The organism is Streptomyces sp. NBC_01320 (genome assembly GCF_035974375.1).
In the GTDB taxonomy this organism is placed as follows: domain Bacteria; phylum Actinomycetota; class Actinomycetes; order Streptomycetales; family Streptomycetaceae; genus Streptomyces; species Streptomyces yanii.
The window spans coordinates 10,745,071-10,762,802 of the sequence record NZ_CP108390.1 but is presented as its reverse complement, the minus strand read 5'-3'; the positions used below and the strand labels follow the sequence as shown (position 1 = coordinate 10,762,802).

General features: G+C 72.0%; 18 protein-coding genes. 12 read left to right on the top strand and 6 right to left on the bottom strand.

Annotated elements, in window-relative coordinates; genetic code table 11:
* Positions 1-40 precede the first annotated feature (40 nt).
* Entirely contained in the window at positions 41-1,684 is a 1,644-nt protein-coding gene (locus OG395_RS49155; protein WP_327248713.1) for a class I adenylate-forming enzyme family protein, read from the top strand.
* 79 nt (positions 1,685-1,763) lie between these two features.
* Here OG395_RS49155 and OG395_RS49150 read toward each other — a convergent pair whose 3' ends face one another.
* On the bottom strand, positions 1,764-2,540 hold the full coding sequence (locus tag OG395_RS49150) for an SDR family oxidoreductase (protein ID WP_327248712.1): 777 nt from the start codon (positions 2,538-2,540) through the stop codon (positions 1,764-1,766).
* Between the two features lie 266 nt (positions 2,541-2,806).
* Between OG395_RS49150 and OG395_RS49145 the strand changes: the two genes are divergently transcribed.
* Genes OG395_RS49145 through OG395_RS49135 form a run of 3 tightly spaced genes read left to right on the top strand, consistent with a single transcriptional unit; the run spans position 2,807 to position 4,885 of the window.
* Positions 2,807-3,664 (top strand): TIGR03619 family F420-dependent LLM class oxidoreductase, encoded by an 858-nt coding sequence (locus OG395_RS49145; protein ID WP_327248711.1) that lies wholly within the window; start codon positions 2,807-2,809, stop codon positions 3,662-3,664.
* A gap of 40 nt (positions 3,665-3,704) precedes the next feature.
* Positions 3,705-4,190, top strand: coding sequence for a nuclear transport factor 2 family protein (locus OG395_RS49140; protein ID WP_327248710.1), 486 nt, complete (start codon positions 3,705-3,707; stop codon positions 4,188-4,190).
* Positions 4,187-4,885: an SDR family NAD(P)-dependent oxidoreductase gene (locus tag OG395_RS49135; RefSeq protein WP_327248709.1), complete on the top strand. Its 699-nt coding sequence runs from the start codon at positions 4,187-4,189 to the stop codon at positions 4,883-4,885. The genes OG395_RS49140 and OG395_RS49135 overlap by 4 nt, the downstream gene beginning before the upstream one ends.
* A gap of 115 nt (positions 4,886-5,000) precedes the next feature.
* On the opposite strand, the gene OG395_RS49130 is transcribed toward OG395_RS49135, so the two are convergent.
* On the bottom strand, positions 5,001-5,912 hold the full coding sequence (locus OG395_RS49130; RefSeq protein WP_327248708.1) for an SDR family oxidoreductase: 912 nt from the start codon (positions 5,910-5,912) through the stop codon (positions 5,001-5,003).
* Positions 5,913-6,127: 215 nt separating this feature from the next.
* On the opposite strand from OG395_RS49130, the gene OG395_RS49125 reads away from it, so the two are divergent.
* Genes OG395_RS49125 through OG395_RS49110 form a run of 4 tightly spaced genes read left to right on the top strand, consistent with a single transcriptional unit; the run spans position 6,128 to position 9,583 of the window.
* On the top strand, positions 6,128-6,883 hold the full coding sequence (locus OG395_RS49125; protein ID WP_327248707.1) for an enoyl-CoA hydratase family protein: 756 nt from the start codon (positions 6,128-6,130) through the stop codon (positions 6,881-6,883).
* A gap of 14 nt (positions 6,884-6,897) precedes the next feature.
* Entirely contained in the window at positions 6,898-7,746 is an 849-nt protein-coding gene (locus OG395_RS49120) for a CoA transferase subunit A (protein WP_327249705.1), read from the top strand.
* Positions 7,743-8,516 carry a CoA-transferase subunit beta gene (locus OG395_RS49115; protein WP_327248706.1) on the top strand — a complete coding sequence of 258 codons (774 nt, stop codon included), beginning with the start codon at positions 7,743-7,745 and terminating at the stop codon, positions 8,514-8,516. Before OG395_RS49120 ends, OG395_RS49115 begins: the two co-directional genes overlap by 4 nt.
* The gene (locus tag OG395_RS49110; protein ID WP_327248705.1) at positions 8,513-9,583 is read left to right on the top strand and encodes an NAD(P)H-dependent flavin oxidoreductase; all 1,071 of its coding nucleotides are present in this window, start codon (positions 8,513-8,515) and stop codon (positions 9,581-9,583) included. The genes OG395_RS49115 and OG395_RS49110 overlap by 4 nt, the downstream gene beginning before the upstream one ends.
* 149 nt (positions 9,584-9,732) lie before the next feature.
* Here the strand turns inward: OG395_RS49110 and OG395_RS49105 are convergent, their stop codons facing one another.
* Genes OG395_RS49105 through OG395_RS49090 form a run of 4 tightly spaced genes read right to left on the bottom strand, consistent with a single transcriptional unit; the run spans position 9,733 to position 13,552 of the window.
* Positions 9,733-10,890, bottom strand: a complete 1,158-nt coding sequence (locus tag OG395_RS49105) for an acetyl-CoA C-acetyltransferase (RefSeq protein WP_327248704.1) — start codon at positions 10,888-10,890, stop codon at positions 9,733-9,735.
* 33 nt (positions 10,891-10,923) lie between these two features.
* Positions 10,924-11,511, bottom strand: a complete 588-nt coding sequence (locus OG395_RS49100; protein WP_327249704.1) for a TetR/AcrR family transcriptional regulator — start codon at positions 11,509-11,511, stop codon at positions 10,924-10,926.
* A 56-nt stretch (positions 11,512-11,567) separates the two neighbouring features.
* Positions 11,568-12,353 carry an SDR family oxidoreductase gene (locus OG395_RS49095; RefSeq protein ID WP_327248703.1) on the bottom strand — a complete coding sequence of 262 codons (786 nt, stop codon included), beginning with the start codon at positions 12,351-12,353 and terminating at the stop codon, positions 11,568-11,570.
* Positions 12,350-13,552, bottom strand: coding sequence for an acyl-CoA dehydrogenase family protein (locus tag OG395_RS49090; protein ID WP_327248702.1), 1,203 nt, complete (start codon positions 13,550-13,552; stop codon positions 12,350-12,352). Before OG395_RS49090 ends, OG395_RS49095 begins: the two co-directional genes overlap by 4 nt.
* A 48-nt stretch (positions 13,553-13,600) precedes the next feature.
* On the opposite strand from OG395_RS49090, the gene OG395_RS49085 reads away from it, so the two are divergent.
* The 4 genes from OG395_RS49085 to OG395_RS49070 are packed head-to-tail and all read left to right on the top strand — an operon-like array spanning position 13,601 to position 17,689.
* Positions 13,601-14,449: an enoyl-CoA hydratase gene (locus OG395_RS49085; RefSeq protein ID WP_327248701.1), complete on the top strand. Its 849-nt coding sequence runs from the start codon at positions 13,601-13,603 to the stop codon at positions 14,447-14,449.
* On the top strand, positions 14,449-15,618 hold the full coding sequence (locus OG395_RS49080) for an acyl-CoA dehydrogenase family protein (protein WP_327248700.1): 1,170 nt from the start codon (positions 14,449-14,451) through the stop codon (positions 15,616-15,618). The genes OG395_RS49085 and OG395_RS49080 overlap by 1 nt, the downstream gene beginning before the upstream one ends.
* Entirely contained in the window at positions 15,618-16,613 is a 996-nt protein-coding gene (locus OG395_RS49075) for an acyl-CoA dehydrogenase family protein (protein WP_327248699.1), read from the top strand. Before OG395_RS49080 ends, OG395_RS49075 begins: the two co-directional genes overlap by 1 nt.
* Positions 16,610-17,689, top strand: a complete 1,080-nt coding sequence (locus tag OG395_RS49070) for an acyl-CoA dehydrogenase family protein (protein ID WP_327248698.1) — start codon at positions 16,610-16,612, stop codon at positions 17,687-17,689. Before OG395_RS49075 ends, OG395_RS49070 begins: the two co-directional genes overlap by 4 nt.
* The last annotated feature ends 43 nt before the right edge of the window (positions 17,690-17,732 follow it).

Genomic DNA, 17,732 nt, shown 5'->3' with positions numbered 1-17,732 from the left:
CGATCCCAGTGGAGTCCCGATGCCCCCGGAGGAGTCCCCGATGACCAGCGACACCGACGCCCGCTCCGACGCCCTCGCCGTGATGGCCGGGCTCACCGGCCCCGGTTGCCGGTTCGAACTCGCCGAGGACGACGTCCTGGGCACCCGTCTCCCGGTCTTCACCCATCGCCGTCGTGCGCTGCACGAGGTGCTCCACGAGTCCGTACGGTTCGACGACCGGGAGTACGTCGTCACGGGGGACCGAAGGCTGACGTTCGCCGAGCACGCCGCCCAGGTGGCCTCGCTGGCACGGGTGCTGCGCGAGGAGCACGGCGTCGCCAAGGGCGACCGGGTCGCCATCGCCGCCGCCAACTCGGTCGAGTGGATCCAGACGTTCTGGGCCACCGTGTCGATCGGCGCCGTGGTGGTCGGTTTCAACGCCTGGTGGTCGGCGCGCGAGCTGGAGTACGGCGTCGGGCACGCGGCCCCCTCCCTGGTCGTGGCCGACGCCAAGCGGGCCGCCCTGCTCGCCGGGGTCGAGGTGCCCGTGCTCTCGGTCACGGAGGACATCTCCCGCTTCGCCGCCGCGTACGGCGACGAGCCGCTGCCCTCCGTTGACGTCGCCGAGGACGACCCGGCCGTCATCCTCTACACCTCCGGCACGTCCGGCCGTCCCAAGGGCGCGGTCCATACCCACCGCAACCTGCTGTCCGTCGTGGAGTACCACCGGCTGAACGACGCCCTGCTGAAGGCGCTCGGCGAGCCGCTGGACCCGATGGACCGTGTCCATCTGCTCGCCCTGCCGCTGTTCCACATCGCCGGCCTGCACAATCTGGTCGTGCCGCGCCTGGCGACGGGCAGCAAGATCGCCCTGTACGAAGGCGCCTTCGAGGCGGATGCCGTGCTGCGCATGGTGGAGCGTGAGCGGATCACGAACTGGGGCGCCGTCCCCACGATGGCCAACCGGCTCCTGGAACACGGCGACGTCAGCGGGTACGACACGTCCTCGCTGACCGCGTTCTCGCTGGCCTCCGCACCCTCCTCGACCCGGTTCAAGGAGCGGCTGCGCAAACAACTGCCGTTCGCGAAGGACTCGCTCGTGGACAGTTACGGCCTGACGGAGTCCTGTACCGCGATCGCCGTGGCCACCTCCCAGGACCTCGCGGAGGCACCCGGATCGCTCGGCCGGCCGGTCACCGGTGTCCAGTTGGAGATCCGCGATCCCCTCGGCGAAGCGCTTCCCGAGGGGGAGGAGGGCGAGGTGTGCGTCCGCAGCGCCTTCAACATGCTGGGTTACTGGGGCGACGAAGAGGCCACCGGGAACGCGATCGGCGAGGACCGCTGGCTGCGCACCGGCGACATCGGCTGCCTGCGGGAGGGGCGACTTTATCTGACCACTCGCCGCTCCGACCTGATCATCCGCGGTGGGGAGAACGTCTACCCCGCCGAGATCGAGGGGGTGCTGAGCGCGTACCCCGAGGTCTTGGAGTGCATCGTGCTCGGCGCCCCGCACCCCGACCTGGGCCAGGAAGTGGCGGCCGTCGTGGTGACCGGGGCCGGATCCGCGGTCACCGAGGAGGCCCTGCGCGCGTACGCCGTCGGCGAGCTCGCCTACTTCAAGGTCCCGACGCGCTGGCGACTCACCACCGAGAGCCTGCCCCGCAACGCGACGGGCAAGGTGATCCGCGCGTCCGTGCGGCCCTGACCCGCCGACTCCGGCGCTGTCCCCCGCCGTCCCGGACCGTGTGGGTCCGGGACGGCGGTGGCCTGAGAGACGTGGGCGCTCAGAACACCGACGGTCCGCGCAGCGTCGCCTCGGCTCCGCCGTCGGTGTAGAGCACCTGTCCGGTGATGTGGGTGTTCTCGGCCGAGGCCAGGAACGCCACCGCCCGGGCCACGACCTCGGGTTCCATGTAGCCGCCCAGCGGCATCGGGACGGCGGTGTCCATCGCCCGTTTCATCGCCGGATCGTCGAAGAGTCCCGCGCTCATCGGGGTGAGCACCACGCCGGGGGCCACCACGTTCACCGGGATTCCGGCATCGGCCCACCCATCGGCGACGGCGGTCCTCCGGGCCCACTGGGCCAGTGCCGACTTCGACGAGGGGTAGAGCTGCCGCTCCCGCCCGTCCGCGATCGCCGCCCGGGCGTGGACCAGGGCGGTCTCCTCGTCGTCGGCGAGGCAGGCCGCCACGACGGCCGGGTCCGCCGGCTGGGTGCCGGAGATCGACCCGATCAGCACCGCGCGCGGGGCCGACGATGCGGCAAGTGCGGGCTGCAGGGCCGTCACGAACCCGGTACTGCCGAAGTAGTTCACGGTCACCATGGCCTCGCCGGGCACCGAGGTGCCGGCGCAGGTGACCACGGCGTCCACCACTCCGCCGGCCGCCAACCTCGCGGCCCCGGCCGCTGCGGCGCGGCCGTCCGGCGTGGCCAGATCGGCCTCGATCTCCGCACCCCGCAGGTCGACCCCGATCACACGGTCGCCCCGCGCCCGTAGCAGTGCGGCGAGGGCCGCTCCGATCCCGGAGCCGGCTCCGGTCACGACGACGCAGCGGGTCATGGCATCTCCTCACATCGAAGGGTCGGGCGTGCGGACCGCCGTCCGACCGGAGCCCGGCGCGGGCCGGACCGGACGGACCGTTCGTCCGGGACTCGGGTCCGCACCCGACGCTACGGCGAGCGTGCGGGGCCGGGGACGCCGATTCCCGGTGACCGGGAAGCGGGCGGGACGGCGGCGAACGTCTCCCGCCCACCGGGACGAGGCCCGCCCGGTGCCCGCCTCACCGGTTTGGATGTGAGCTCCCGTACCGTACGAAAGAGGTGCCCATGCGACTCGGAATCACCAGTCCCGTCGTCACGGCCGTCCCCGGCGCCCACTCCCCCTGGGAGCGCACCGCCGGCATCGAGGAGCTCGGGGCGATCGCCGAGGCCGCGGACCGCTTCGGCTTTCACCACCTGACCTGTTCCGAGCACGTGGCCGTCCCCACCGGCATCGCCGAGCAGCGCGGGGGGACCTACTGGGACCCGCTCGCCACGTTCGGCTACCTCGCCGCCCGCACCAGCCGCATCCGGTTCGCCACCCAGGTCCTGGTGCTCGGCTACCACCACCCGCTGGCCATCGCGAAGCGCTACGGCACGCTCGACCGGATCTCGGGCGGCCGTCTCGTCCTGGGGCTCGGTGTCGGCAGCCTGGAGGAGGAGTTCGCCCTTCTCGGCGCGGCCTTCGAGGGCCGTGGCGCGATCGCCGACGACGCCATCGCGGCGCTGCGCGCCGGGCTGTCACAGCGCGAACCGGCCTACCACGGCAAGCACTTCGACTTCGAGGGCTTCATGGTGGAGCCGCATGCCGTGCAGGAGCGGGTGCCGTTGTGGATCGGTGGCCGCACACCGCGTTCGCTGCGCCGCGCCACGACGTACGGCGATGGTTGGGTGCCCTTCGGGCTCTCGCTGGAGAAACTGCGGGAGATGGTCGATGCGGCCGACCTGCCCGAGGGCTTCGAGGTCGTCCTCAGCGCCGGCCGTCCGCTCGATCCGGCCGGGGACGGGGAGCGTTTGGCGGTGGCGCTGCGGAAGGTCGCCGATGCCGGGGCCACGCTGGTGAGCGTCTCCCTCGCCGCCGAGTCGGCGGCCCATTACGTCGAGCAGGTCGAGGCGCTGGCCGCGATCGCCGCCGATCTCACCTGAACTCCGCAGATCTCCGCCCCCGTTCCGACAAGGAGAAACCATGATGGATGACCGGATGGCCGCGCTCGAGGCACGGCTGCGGCAGTTGGAGGACGAGCGGGAGATCGCCCGCCTGATGGCGTCGTACGGGCCGCTCGTTGACAGCGGGGCGGCGGACGAGGTCGCCGCGCTCTGGGAACCGGACGGCGTGTACGACATCGACGAGGTCTACCTCGCCGGTCAGGAGCAGATCGGGGCGATGGTGCGCTCCGACGCCCACCAAAGCTGGATCCGAGGAGGATGCGCGCACGTGGTGGGCCCCCCGCACATCACGGTCGACGGCGACGAGGCGGTCGCGGTGTGCCACTCGCTGATGGTCGTGCACGAGGAGGGCCGGTACATCGTCCGCCGGGCCACGGCCAACCACTGGCAACTGCAGCGCGCCGCGACCGGCTGGCGGGTCACCACCCGTACCAACCGCATCCTCGACGGGCGACCGGAGTCCCCCCGACTACTGAACAGCGGAGTGCGGGGCGAGAAGGCATGAGGCTGAAGGGGCGCGTCGCGATCGTCACCGGCGCCGGGAACGGCATCGGCGCCGCAGTCGCCCGGCGGTTCGCCGCCGAGGGGGCCAGCGTGCTGGTCGCGGAGGTGAACGAGGAGACGGGCCACGCCGTGGCCGACGAAACCGGCGGCCTCTTCCTGCGTACGGACCTCGTCAACAACGCCTGGGCCGCAGGCAACGTCGGTCGGGTGGAGGACAAGACCGACGAGATGCTGGCTCGCGGCCTGGGCATCGGCTTCTACGGACCGTTCTGGGCGATGCAGGCGGTCTTCCCCCACATGAGAGACCGGGGCTGGGGCCGGGTGGTCAACATGTGCAGCCTCAACGGCGTGAACGCGCACATGGGGACGCTGGAGTACAACGCCGCCAAGGAGGCCCTGCGCACCCTGACCCGGACCGCCGCCCGGGAGTGGGCCCCCACCGGAGTGGTGGCCAACGCGATCTGTCCCGGCGCGAAGAGTGCGGCCTTCCGGAGCATGATGAGTCGGCATCCCGAGCTGGAGGCGAAGACCAGCGGCATGAATCCCATGGGAAGGGTCGGGGACCCCGCCCACGACATCGCCCCGGTGGCGCTGTTCCTCGCCGGGGAGGACGCGCGCTACGTCACCGGCAACACGGTCTTCGTGGACGGCGGGGCGCACATCAACGGAGTGGCATGGGCCCCCGACCTTCCATGAGCCCGGACGTTGTCGACCTCGTCACCAGGCGGTAGGAGCAGGGGGCTTGTGGGCCGCGTGGCGGGGCGGTGGCACCCACCGGACCGGGTGGGTGCCCCCCCCCCGCCGCTCTGCGTCAGCGCGCCCCGTACACCGGCTGCGGGGGCTCGGAGTCGGCGAGCAGCTTGAGCGCCGCCTCCCCCGCCTCCGCCGGCGTCCAGCGGGCTCCCTTGTCCGCGGTGGGCCCCGGCCGCCAGCCCTCCATGACGGTGATCCGGCCGGCCTCGGCCTCGAAGACCCGGCCGCTCACCCCGGCGGACGCGGCGGAGCCCAGCCAGACGACGAGGGGGGAGACGTTCTCCGGGGCCATGGCGTCGAATCCGCTGTCCTCGGGGGCCGCCATGGTTTCGGCGAAGGTCTGCTCGGTCATCCGGGTCCGGGCGGCCGGGGCGATGGCGTTGACCTGGACGCCGTAGCGGCCCATCTCGGCCGCGGCGACCAGCGTCAGACCGATGATCCCTGCCTTGGCGGCGGAGTAGTTGCCCTGTCCGACGCTGCCCAGGAGACCTGCCCCGGAGCTGGTGTTGACAACCCGCGCCTCGGGCGTACGGCCGGCCTTCGCCTCGGCGCGCCAATGCGCGGCGGCGTGCTTGAGCGGCAGGAAGTGGCCCTTGAGGTGGACGCGCATCACCGCGTCCCAGTCGTCGTCGTCCAGGTTGACGAGCATGCGGTCGCGCAGGAATCCGGCGTTGTTGACGAGGGTGTCGAGGCGGCCGAAGGCATCGAGGGCGGTGGCGATCAGTGAGGCCGCGCCCTCGGTGGTGGTGATGTCGCCGCCGTGTGCCACGGCCTCGCCGCCGAGTGCGCGGATCTCCTCGACAACCTGCTGGGCGGGCCCGGTGGCCCCTCCCGTGCCGTCGAGGCCCACTCCGAGGTCGTTGACGACGACCTTGGCGCCCTCGGCGGCGTGGGCGAGGGCGTGCGCGCGCCCGAGCCCGCGGCCCGCCCCGGTGATGACGGCGACGCGTCCCGTGCACAGTCCGGTCATGGGTGTGTGTCCTTTCGGTGAGCGAATCCAGTGCCCCTCCCGGCAAGCTTTGCCGGTCACCGCACTTGGTCTGCGGCCAGAACCCGCCGGCCGGTGTCGGAAGCGGCGCGTCCGGTCGGTTCGGCGATCGCTGCCATGGACATCTCCCGCCGCACGCCGATCACTGCTAGCTTGCAACCTAACAAACGCTTGGTGGAAAGGTAGCTGATCTGCTCATGGGTGTCTCCACCTCCGCCCCGGAAGAGGGCATCGCCCTCGTCTCCGTGGACTACCCCCCGGTCAACGCCCTCCCCGTACAGGGCTGGTACGACCTGGCCGCCGCGGTACGCGCCGCGGGGGCCGATCCGAAGGTGCGCTGCGTAGTGCTCACCGCCGCGGGCCGCGGTTTCAACGCCGGCGTGGACATCAAGGAAATGCAGCGCACGACCGGGCACGACGCCCTGATCGGCGCAAACCGCGGCTGCTACGAGGCGTTCGCCGCGGTCTACGACTGCGAGGTGCCGGTGGTCGCCGCCGTGCACGGCTTCTGCCTGGGCGGCGGCATCGGCCTCGTCGGCAACGCCGACGCCATCGTCGCCGCCGACGACGCGACCTTCGGGCTGCCCGAGCTGGACCGGGGCGCGCTCGGCGCGGCAACCCACCTCGCCCGACTGGTCCCCCAGCACCTGATGCGGGCCCTGTACTACACCTCGCGGACCGCCACCGCGCAGGAGCTGCACCAGCACGGCTCCGTGTGGCGGGTCGTACCGCGCGAGCAACTGACGGACGCGGCGCTGGAGCTGGCCCGCGAGATCGCCGCCAAGGACGGGACGCTGATCCGCTTCGCCAAGGCCGCGATCAACGGCATCGACCCGGTCGACGTACGCCGCAGCTACCGATTCGAGCAGGGCTTCACCTTCGAGGCCAACCTCAGCGGCGTGGCCGACCGCGTCCGCAACACCTTCGGCACGGAACAGGAGCAGCAGTCGTGAGCAGGGACAAGACCATGACCGCCGACGAGGTCGTCGGCCGGCTGGAGAGCGGCATGACGATCGGCATCGGCGGCTGGGGTTCCCGGCGCAAGCCGATGGCGCTGGTGCGCGCGCTGCTGCGCTCGAACGTCACCGACCTGACCGTCGTCTCCTACGGCGGTCCGGACGTCGGGCTGCTCGCCGCCGCCGGACGGATCCGCAAGCTGATCGCCGCCTTCGCCACGCTCGACTCCATCCCCCTCGAACCGCACTTCGGTGCGGCCCGGCAGCGGGGTGCGTTCGAGATGGTGGAGCTGGACGAGGCCATGTTCATGTGGGGGCTGACCGCCGCCACGCAACGACTGCCCTTCATGCCGGTGCGGGCCGGGCTCGCCTCGGACGTGATGCGTGTCAACCCGCAGCTGCGGACGGTCACTTCACCGTACGAGGACGGCGAGGAGTTCGTCGCGGTCCCGGCACTGCGGCTGGACGCCGCGCTCGTCCACCTCAACCGCGCCGATGTGCACGGCAACGCCCAGTACCTCGGCCCCGACCCGTACTTCGACGACCTGTTCTGCGAGGCCGCCGACACCGCATACGTCTCCTGCGAGCAAATCGTGGACACCGCGGAACTGCTCAAGGAGAACGGACCGCAGACGCTGCTGGTCAAGCGCGCGTTCGTGAACGGTGTCGTCGAGACCCCGAACGGCGCGCACTTCACGTCGTGCGTGCCCGACCACGACCGCGACGAGACGTTCCAACGGACCTACGTCCAGGCCGCCCGCGACCCCGAGGCGTGGCAGGCGTTCACCGAGCGGTTCCTGTCCGGGGACGAGGCCGCGTACCAGGCCGCGGTGGCGGCGTTCCACGAGGAGGAAAAGTGAGCGGCAGCACAGCGACGACAACGGCGACGCGGGCCGAATACTGCGTGGTGGCCTGCGCCGAGGCATGGCGGGACGCGGGCGAGGTCCTGGCCAGCCCGATGGGGACCGTCCCCACGATCGGGGCCCGGCTGGCGAAGCTCACCTTCTCCCCCGATCTGCTGCTGACCGACGGCGAGGCGCTGCTCATCGGCGACGTGCCGGCGGTCGGCGCGAAGTCCGAGGTGGCGGAGGGGTGGCTGCCGTACCGTCAGCATCTGACCATGACCGCCACGGGACGGCGGCACGTGATGATGGGCGCGACCCAGATCGACCGCCACGGCAACCAGAACATCTCCTGCATCGGCGACTGGGCCGCCCCCAAGCGGCAGCTGCTGGGGGTGCGCGGCGCCCCGCTCAACACCCTGAACAACCCGACGAGTTACTGGATCCCAAGGCACTCGGCGCGGGTGTTCGTCGAGCGGGTCGACATGGTCTGCGGCGTCGGCTACGACCGCGCCGCCGCGGCCGGCCCCGCCGCAACCCGCTACCACCGCATCCCGGACGTCATCAGCAACCTCGGCGTCTTCGACTTCGAGACCCCGGACCGCACGATGCGGCTGCGCTCCCTGCACCCCGGCGTCACGGCCGAAGAGGTCGTCGAGGCCACCGGCTTCGCGCTCACGATCCCCGACGAGGTGCCGTACACCCGCGAGCCCACCGCCGCGGAGCTGCGGCTGATCCGCGAGGTCATCGACCCGAAGGGCGTGCGCGAGCGCGAGGTCCCCGCATGAGCGGCGCCGGCATCACCACCCCCTTCACCGAACTGGTCGGCGTACGCCACCCCATCGTGCAGACCGGGATGGGGTGGGTCGCGGGTCCCCGCCTGGTCACGGCGGCCGCCGAAGCGGGCGCGCTCGGCATCCTCGCCTCCGCCACGATGACCGTCGAACAGCTCCGCTCCGCCGTCCGCGAGGTCACCTCACGCACGGACGCGCCGTTCGGCGTCAACCTGCGGGCGGACGCGGGGGACGCGGCCGAGCGGGTACGGATCATCATCGACGAGGGCGTCAAGGTCGCCTCGTTCGCGCTGGCGCCCTCCCGTGAGCTGATCGCGCGGCTGAAGGACGCCGGGGTGGTGGTCATCCCGTCCATCGGCGCCAGAAGGCATGCGGAGAAGGTCGCCGCCTGGGGCGCCGACGCGGTGGTGGTGCAGGGCGGCGAGGGGGGCGGCCACACCGGGAGCGTCGCGACCACCGTCCTGCTCCCCCAGGTCGTCGACGCGGTGGACATCCCGGTCATCGCGGCGGGCGGCTTCCACGACGGCCGCGGCCTGGTCGCCGCGCTGTCCTACGGCGCGGCCGGGATCGCCATGGGCACCCGCTTCCTGCTCACCTCCGACAGCACCGTGCCCGCGGCGGTCAAGGCGAAGTATCTGGCCGCGGCGGTGACGGACGTGACCGTCACCACCGCCGTGGACGGCCTGCCGCACCGGATGCTGCGCACCGAAATGGTGGACGCGCTGGAACGCTCGGGACGGGCCGCCGCGCTGCTGCGGGCGGTCCGGCACGCCGCGGCCTTCAAGAAGGAATCGGGCCTGGGCTGGGCGCGGATGATCCGCGACGGCCTGGCGATGAAGCACGGCAAGGAACTGACCTGGAGCCAGGTCCTGCTGGCCGCCAACACCCCGATGCTGCTCAAGGCGTCGATGGTCGACGGGCGTACCGATCTCGGGGTGATGGCCTCCGGCCAGGTCGCGGGGCTGATCGACGATCTGCCGTCGTGCGCCGAACTCGTCGACCGCATCATGGCCGAGGCGGACGCCACGCTCCGCGGTCTGCCCCTTCCCCTGCCGCGCTGAGAACGAGCACGGCGAAGCGCGAGTGCCCGCGGCCTTGACGGCCGCGGGCACTCGCGCTTCGGTGCGCCGGACATCCGGGCGACGCCGTACGGGGTGCGGCGTCCCGGACCGGGAACCGCACCCCGCACGGATGCTTGTCTGACAACACGTCAGAGGCGTTCGATGATGGTGACGTTGGCCTGGCCGCCGCCCTCGCACATGGTCTGCAGGCCGTACCGGCCGCCGGTGCGGTCGAGTTCGTGCAGCAGGGTGGTCATCAGCTTGGTGCCGGTGGCGCCCAGGGGGTGGCCGAGGGCGATGGCGCCGCCGTTGACGTTGACCTTCTCCGGGTCGGCTCCGGTCTCCTTCAGCCAGGCCAGGACGACCGAGGCGAACGCCTCGTTGATCTCGACCAGGTCGATGTCGTCGAGGGAGAGCCCGGTCTTCTTCAGCGCGTACGCCGTCGCCGGGATCGGCGCGGACAGCATCCGGATCGGGTCCTCGCCGCGCACCGAGAGGTGGTGGATTCGGGCCCGCGGGGTCAGGCCGTGCTCGCGGACGGCCCGTTCGGAGGCGATGAGCATCGCGGCGGCCCCGTCCGAGACCTGCGAGGAGACGGCGGCGGTCAGCCGGCCGCCCTCGACCAGCGGCTTCAGGCCGGCCATTTTCTCCAGCGAGGTGTCCCGGCGCGGGCCCTCGTCGCTCGTCACGTCGCCGTAAGGGATGATCTCCCGGTCGAAGCGGCCCTCGTCGATGGCCCGGATCGCCCGCTGGTGCGAGCGCAACGCGAACTCCTCCATCTGCTCCCGGGTGATGCCCCACTTCGCGGCGATCAGCTCGGCGCCGTGGAACTGGTTGACCGGCTGGTCGCCGTAGCGCGCCCGCCAGCCCGCGGAGCCGGCGTACGGCCCCTCGGTGAGTCCGAGCGGTTCGGCGGCCCGGCGGCTGGCGAAGGCGATCGGGATCTGCGACATGTTCTGGGTGCCGCCGGCGACGACCAGGTCCTGGGTGCCGGAGAGCACCCCCTGGGCCGCGAAGTGCACGGCCTGCTGGGAGGAACCGCACTGCCGGTCCACGGTGACGCCCGGCACCTCCTCCGGCAGCCCGGCGGCCAGCCAGCAGGTGCGGGCGATGTCCCCGGCCTGCGGGCCGACGGTGTCCAGGCAGCCGAAGACGACGTCCTCGACGGCCGCCGGGTCGATGCCCGTGCGCTCGACGAGCGCGGTGAGCACGTGTGCTCCCAGGTCGGCCGGGTGCGCGGCGGCGAGCCCGCCGTTGCGCCTGCCTACCGGGGTACGGACTGCTTCGACGATATAGGCCTCGGCCATGACTGCTCCTTGTTCTGTGTTCACAGTGACATGTCAGTCCCGCAGGGCGATGCCCTCCAGCACCATGGACAGGTACTGGCGGGCGATCTCCTCGGGGCTGTGCTGTCCGCCCGGCCGGTACCACGACGCGGCGACCCAGACGGTGTCGCGCACGAAGCGGTAGGTGAGCCGGATGTCCAGATCGGCACGGAAGATCTCGGCGGCGACGCCGCGTTCCAGGGTTGCCAGCCACGCCTTCTCGAATTTCACCTGCGAGTCGGCGAGATACTGGAATCGTGGCTGGGAGGAGAGGTGCTTGGACTCCTTCTGGTAGATGGCGACCGCGGCACGGTGCCGGTCGATCTCCCGGAAGGATTCGGTGACGAGGGCCTCGATGGTCTCCCGCGGGCCGAGTCCGGCGGCGAGCACGGCGTCGTACCGGGTCCACAGGTCGTCCAGGAAGGTGGAGAGGATCTCGTCGAGCATCGACTCCTTGGAGTCGAAGTGGTAGTAGAGGCTTCCCGCGAGCATCCCGGCGGCGTCGGCGATCTTGCGGACGGTGGTGGCGTTGTATCCCTGCGCGGCGAACACCTCGGCGGCGGCGGCCAGGAGTTCGCTGTGCCGCTCGGGGGACGGGCTCATCGTGGTCTTCTCGCCTTTGCCGGGCGCGCTGCGCTTCGGTATCCGGTCATCACCCGTCACGCCCGCTGGCTGCTGACGGAGACCGTCTCGCCCGTCATGTACGAGGAGTAGCCGCTGGCCAGGAAGACGATCACGTTGGCGACCTCCCAGGGCTCGGCATAGCGGCCGAACGCCTCGCGCTCGGTGAGCTCGGCCAGCAGTTCGGGGGTGGTCACCTTCACCAGGTGCGGGTGCATCGCGAGGCTCGGCGCGACGGCGTTGACGCGCACGCCGTACTCGGCGGCCTCGACGGCCGCGCAGCGGGTGAGCGCCATCACGCCAGCCTTGGCGGCGGCGTAGTGCGCCTGGCCGCGCTGGGCGCGCCAGCCGATCACCGAGGCGTTGTTGACGACGACGCCCCCGCGCTCCCGCTCCTTCATTCGTCGCAGCGCGGCGCGGGTGCAGCGGAAGGTGCCGTTCAGAGTGACGTCGAGAACCGTGGACCACTGCTCGTCGGTCATCTCGACCAGGTCGGCGGTGCCGCCGAGTCCGGCGTTGTTGACGACGATGTCGAGGTCGCCGTGCTGCTCCTGAGCGAGGTCGAAGAGGGCCGCGACCTGCTGTTCGTCGGTGACGTCGCACGGCAGTGCGGCGACCCGGTCGGCGCCGTACTCCTCGGCGAGCGCTTCGGCGCTCTCCTTCAGCCGGCGCGCATGGGCGTCGCCGATGACGATCCGGGCGCCCTCCTCCAGGAATCTGCGGGCGGTGGCCCCGCCGATGCCCGCACCCGCGGCGGCGGTGATGACGGCGGTGCGGCCGTCGAGCAGTGCGTGGCCGGGCACGTAGGGCGGCGGTGTGGTCATGGGCGGGCCTCCTTGGGCAGGCCGAGGACGCGCTCGGCAATGATGTTGCGCTGGATCTCGTTGGAACCGGCGTAGATGGTGTCGGAGCGGGAGAAGAGGAACAGCCGCTGCCAGTCGGTGAGGTCGTACGGCTGACCGGCCGCCAGCATGCCGTCGGCGCCGCACACGTCCATGGCGAGCTCGCCCAGTTCCCGGTGCCAGGTCGCCCAGAAGATCTTGCCGATGGACGCCTCGGGGCCGGGGGCGCCCGCGGCAACCTGGTCGAGCATCCGCAGGGCGTTGCAGCGGATGGTCTCCAGACCGACCCAGGCGCGGGCGAGCCGGTCGCGGATCAGCGGGTCGTCGGCCGCGCCGTTGCGCCGGGCCAGTTCGATGAGGGACTCCAGTTCGCGACGGAAGCCGACCTGCTGGCCGAGGGTGGAGACCCCGCGCTCGAAGCCGAGGGTGGCCATGGCCACCTTCCAGCCCTCTCCGGGGGCGCCGACGACGTGTCCGGCGCGGGTGCGCGCACCGTCGAAGAACACCTCGTTGAACTCCGAGGTACCGGTCAACTGGTTGATCGGCCGGATCTCGACGCCGGGCTGGTCCAGCGGCACCAGGAGGTAGGACAGGCCCTGGTGGCGGGTCGATCCGGCTTCGGTGCGGGCGACGACGAAACACCAGTCGGACTCGTGGGCCAGTGAGGTCCAGATCTTCTGCCCGGTGACGACCCAATCTCCCCCACTCTCGGCTCCGCTCGAGCGGGAGGTGCCCCCCTCATCCCGCTCGGCGCGGGTCCGTACGTTCGCCAGGTCGGAACCGGCGTCCGGCTCGCTGTATCCCTGGCACCACAGCTCCCGGGCCTCCACGATCGGTGGCAGGAACCGCTCCTGCTGCTGGGGCGTGCCGAAGGCGATGAGGGTGGGGCCGAGCAGCTGTTCCCCGATGTGGCCCACCCGGGCGGGGGCGTCGGCCAGGGCGTACTCCTCATGGAAGGCGACCTGTTGCTCCAGGGTCGCGCCCCGGCCGCCGTACTCCTTCGGCCAGCCCACGCACGTCCAGCCCTCGGCCGCCATGTGCCGTTCCCAGGCGAGCCGATCGGCGAATGCCTCGTGCTCCCGGCCCGGGCCGCCGCGGCCACGCAGGCTCGCGAACTCCCCTGTGAGGTGGGCGGCCAGCCAGTTGCGGAACTCGGTACGGAACTCCTCGACGCTGCTCATGGCCGTACGGTAGTCTACCAAACACTTGTTAGGGAAGGAGGGGGCCCGATGACCGCTGCCCATGACGAACCGGTGTGCTACGAGAGGCAAGGCCCGGTCGCGACCGTCACCATGAACCGGCCCGACTACCGCAACGCCCAGAACTCCGCGATGACCTACGCCCTGGACCGGGCCTTCTACCGCGCCGCCGACGACGACGAGGTCAAGGTCGTCGTCCTGGCCGGAGCGGGGAAGCACTTCTCCGCGGGCCACGACATCGGCACGCCGGAACGGGACGCCCATCTGCCGTTCGACCGCAAGGCGGGCCTGTGGTGGGACCACTCGGACAAGCAGGGAGCGGAGAGCCGCTTCGCCCGCGAGTCCGAGGTCTACCTGGGCATGTGCCGCCGCTGGCGCGAACTGCCCAAGCCCGTCATCGCCTCGGTGCAGGGCGCCTGCGTCGCCGGGGGCCTGATGCTCGCCTGGGTCTGCGACCTCATCATCGCCTCCGACGACGCGTTCTTCGCCGACCCGGTGGTCCGCATGGGCATCCCCGGCGTCGAGTACTTCGCGCACCCCTGGGTGATGCCGCCGCGCATCGCCAAGGAGTTCCTGTACACCGGCGACCGGATGAGCGCCCAGCGGGCGTACGAGGTCGGCATGGTCAACCGCGTCGTCCCGCGCGCCGAACTGACCGAACGTGTCACGGAGTTGGCGACCCGGATCGCCGAGATGCCGCGCATGGGGCTCGCCCTCACCAAGCGCGCGGTCAACCAGGCCGAGGACCTGCAGGGTCTGCACACCGGCATGGACTCGGTCTTCGGACTGCACCACCTCGCACACGCGCACAACGCCGAGACCGCCCCCGACGCGCTGGGCGGCATGGACATCCGCGCGATGAAGAAGGCGGGATCCTGATGGACCTCGATTTCACTGAGCAGGAGGACGCCTTCCGCGCCGAGGCCAGGGCCTGGCTCGCCGCGCACGTCCCCGGTACCCCGCTGCCCTCCCTGGAGACCGCCGAAGGCTTCACCGCCCACCGGCAGTGGGAACGCACCCTCTTCACGGACCGCTGGTCGGTGGTCTCCTGGCCCGAGGAGTACGGCGGACGCGGCGGTTCGATCCTTCGATGGCTGATCTTCGAGGAGGAGTACTACGCGGCCGGCGCGCCCGGCCGGGTCAGCCAGAACGGCATCAACCTGCTCGCCCCCACCCTCTTCGAGCACGGTACGCAGGAGCAGCGCACCCGCATCCTGCCCCGCATGGCGAGCGGCGAGGTCATCTGGGCCCAGGCCTGGTCCGAGCCGGAGTCCGGCTCCGACCTCGCCTCCCTGAGCTCGACGGCCGTGCGCACCGACGGCGGCTGGCTGCTGGGCGGCCAGAAGACCTGGTCCTCGCGGGCCGCCTTCGCCGACCGGGCCTTCGGCCTCTTCCGCAGCGACCCGGATGCCGGCAGGCCGCACCAGGGCCTGACGTATCTGATGTTCCCGCTGGACGCCGACGGCGTGACCGTACGGCCCATCGGCCGGCTGGACGGCAAGCCCGCCTTCGCCGAACTCTTCCTCGACGACGTGTTCGTGCCCGACGAGGACGTCATCGGCGAGCCCGGGCAGGGCTGGCGGGTGGCGATGAGCACCGCGGGCAACGAGCGCGGCCTGACCCTGCGCAGCCCCGGCCGCTTCACCGCGGCCGCCGACCGCCTGACCGCGCTGTGGCGGGAGCGGGCCGACCCCGCCGACACGGCTTTGCGCGACCGGGTTGCCGATGCGGTGATCGGTGCCCGCGCCTACCAGCTGTTCACCTACGCGGGCGCCTCGCGCCTGGCCGGCGGCGGCGCGATCGGCGCCGAGTCCAGCCTCAACAAGATCTTCTGGTCCGAGCTCGACATCCCCCTGCACGAAACCGCCCTGGACCTCCTCGGTCCGTACGGCGAGCTGGCCGACGGCGCCGAGGAGGCGCCCGGACACGGCAGTTGGGCCGAGGGCTACACCTTCTCCCTCGCCGGGCCGATCTACGCCGGCACGAACGAGATCCAGCGCGACATCATCGCCGAGCGGCTGCTCGGCCTGCCGAAGGGACGCCGGTGATGCGGTTCCTCCTCGACGACGAACAGCGGGAGTTCGCCCGCACCCTGGACGGCATGCTCGGCTCGTACGACACCATGGGTGCCGTACGGGCCTGGGCGTCCGGCGACCACGGACCCGGGCGCGCGCTGTGGGACCGGCTCGCGCAGGCCGGGGTCTTCGCCCTCGCCGTACCCGAGCAGCACGACGGCCTCGGCCCGCTCCCGCTCGAACTGGCCGTCGCCTTCACCGAACTGGGACGGCACGCCGTCCCCGGACCGCTGGTCGAGACCGTCGCCGCCGCCGCGCTCCTGGACCGGCTCGGCGACGAGGCCGCTGCCGCCGATTGGCTGCCCGTGATCGCCTCCGGCAAGACGGTCGCCTCGCTCTGCCTGCTCTCCCCCGACAGCCCCTACGCCCTGGACGCCGATGCCGCCGACGCCGTCTTCGTCGTGGACGGCGACACCCTGCGCCTGGCGGAGTCGGCGGGCCCCGTCCAGCCGTCCGCCGACCCGGCCCGACGGCCGGCCCGGCCGGTCGGGGGAACCGTGCTGGCGCGGGGGCCCGAGGTGGTCGCCGCGGCCGCGTACGCCGCCGACGTCGCGGCGCTGGCCGCCGCCGCCCAGGCCCTCGGGCTGGGCCGCGCCCTGCTGGCGCGCACGGTCGAATACGTCCGGCAGCGCACCCAGTTCGGGGTGGCCATCGGTTCCTTCCAGGCGGTGAAGCACCGGCTGGCGGACACCCTCCTCGCCCTCGAATTCGCCCAGCCGCTGGTCCACTCGGCCGCCCTGGCCCTGGCCTCCGGCCGGGCGCCGGCCCGCGAGATCGCGGCAGCCAAGGTCACGGCGGGCGAGGCCGCGTACGCCGCGTCCCGCACGGCCCTGCAACTGCACGGCGCCCTCGGCTACACCGACGAACTCGACCTGTCGTTGTGGATCCGCAAGGCCCGCCCGCTGCGCGACGCCTGGGGCACCCCCGCCGCGTGCCGGGCCCGCGTTCTCCAGGGAGCAGACATATGAGACTGACGGAGGAACAGGAGGAACTGCGGTCCGCAGTAAGGTCGTTGCTCGCACGTTACGAGGGTGCGACGGCCTGGCGTCCGCTGACCGGGCAGATCGGCGTCGCGGGGCTCGCGGTCCCCGAGGAGTACGGCGGCGCGGGCTGCGGAGCGGCGGAAGTCCACGTCGTGATGGAGGAGTTGGGGCGGGAGCTGAGCCCGGTCCCCTTTCTCGGCTCCGCGGTGCTCGCGGTGCAGGCGCTGCTCGCCTCCGGTGACGCGGCGGCCTGCACCCGGTTGCTGCCGCGGCTCGCCGAGGGCCACGCGGTGGGGACGCTGGCGTGGGCCGAGCAGGGTTCCTGGGACCCGGCGGCGATCCGGGCCGGGGCCGTCGCCGTCCCCGGCGACGGCGGCATTTGGCGGATCACCGGAACCAAGGAGCACGTGCTGGACGGCACAGAGGCCGATGTGCTGCTCGTGGCGGCCCGCACGGCGGCCGGGGTCTCGCTCTTCGAGGTAGCCGTGGACGGTGCGGGAGTACGCCGCGAGGCGGTGGTGACGATGGATCTGACGCGGCCACAGGCGCGCGTGGTCCTCGACGGCGCCGAGGGCCGACTCATCGGCACCGACGGCGAGGGCGACCGGGTGCTGCGGCACGTACTGGACCTGGCCTGCGCGGCGCTCGCCGCGGAGCAGGTCGGCGCGGCCGAACGCTGTCTCGAACTCACGGTCGCGTATGCCAAGGACCGCGTCCAGTTCGGCCGACCCATCGGTTCCTTCCAGGCGGTGAAGCACCGGCTCGCGGACGCGTACGTGCTGGTGGAGTCGGCGCGCTCGGCCGCACTCGGCGCGGCCTTCGCGGCCGTCGAGGGCTCGTCGGAGCTGAGCCGGTCCGCGGCCGTCGCCAAGTCCGCCTGCTCGGAGGCGTTCTCCGCGGTGGCGGGCGAGATGATCCAGCTGCACGGCGGTATCGGCATCACCTGGGAACACACCGCGCACCGCTACTTCAAACGCGCGCACGGCTCCGGCCGGCTCTTCGGCCCGCCGTCGTGGCACCGGGGCCGGCTCGCCACCGGCCTGGGGCTGACCGCCGCGTGACCGGCCGGGCACAAGCCCGGTCACCCGGGTCCGTGGTTCCAGC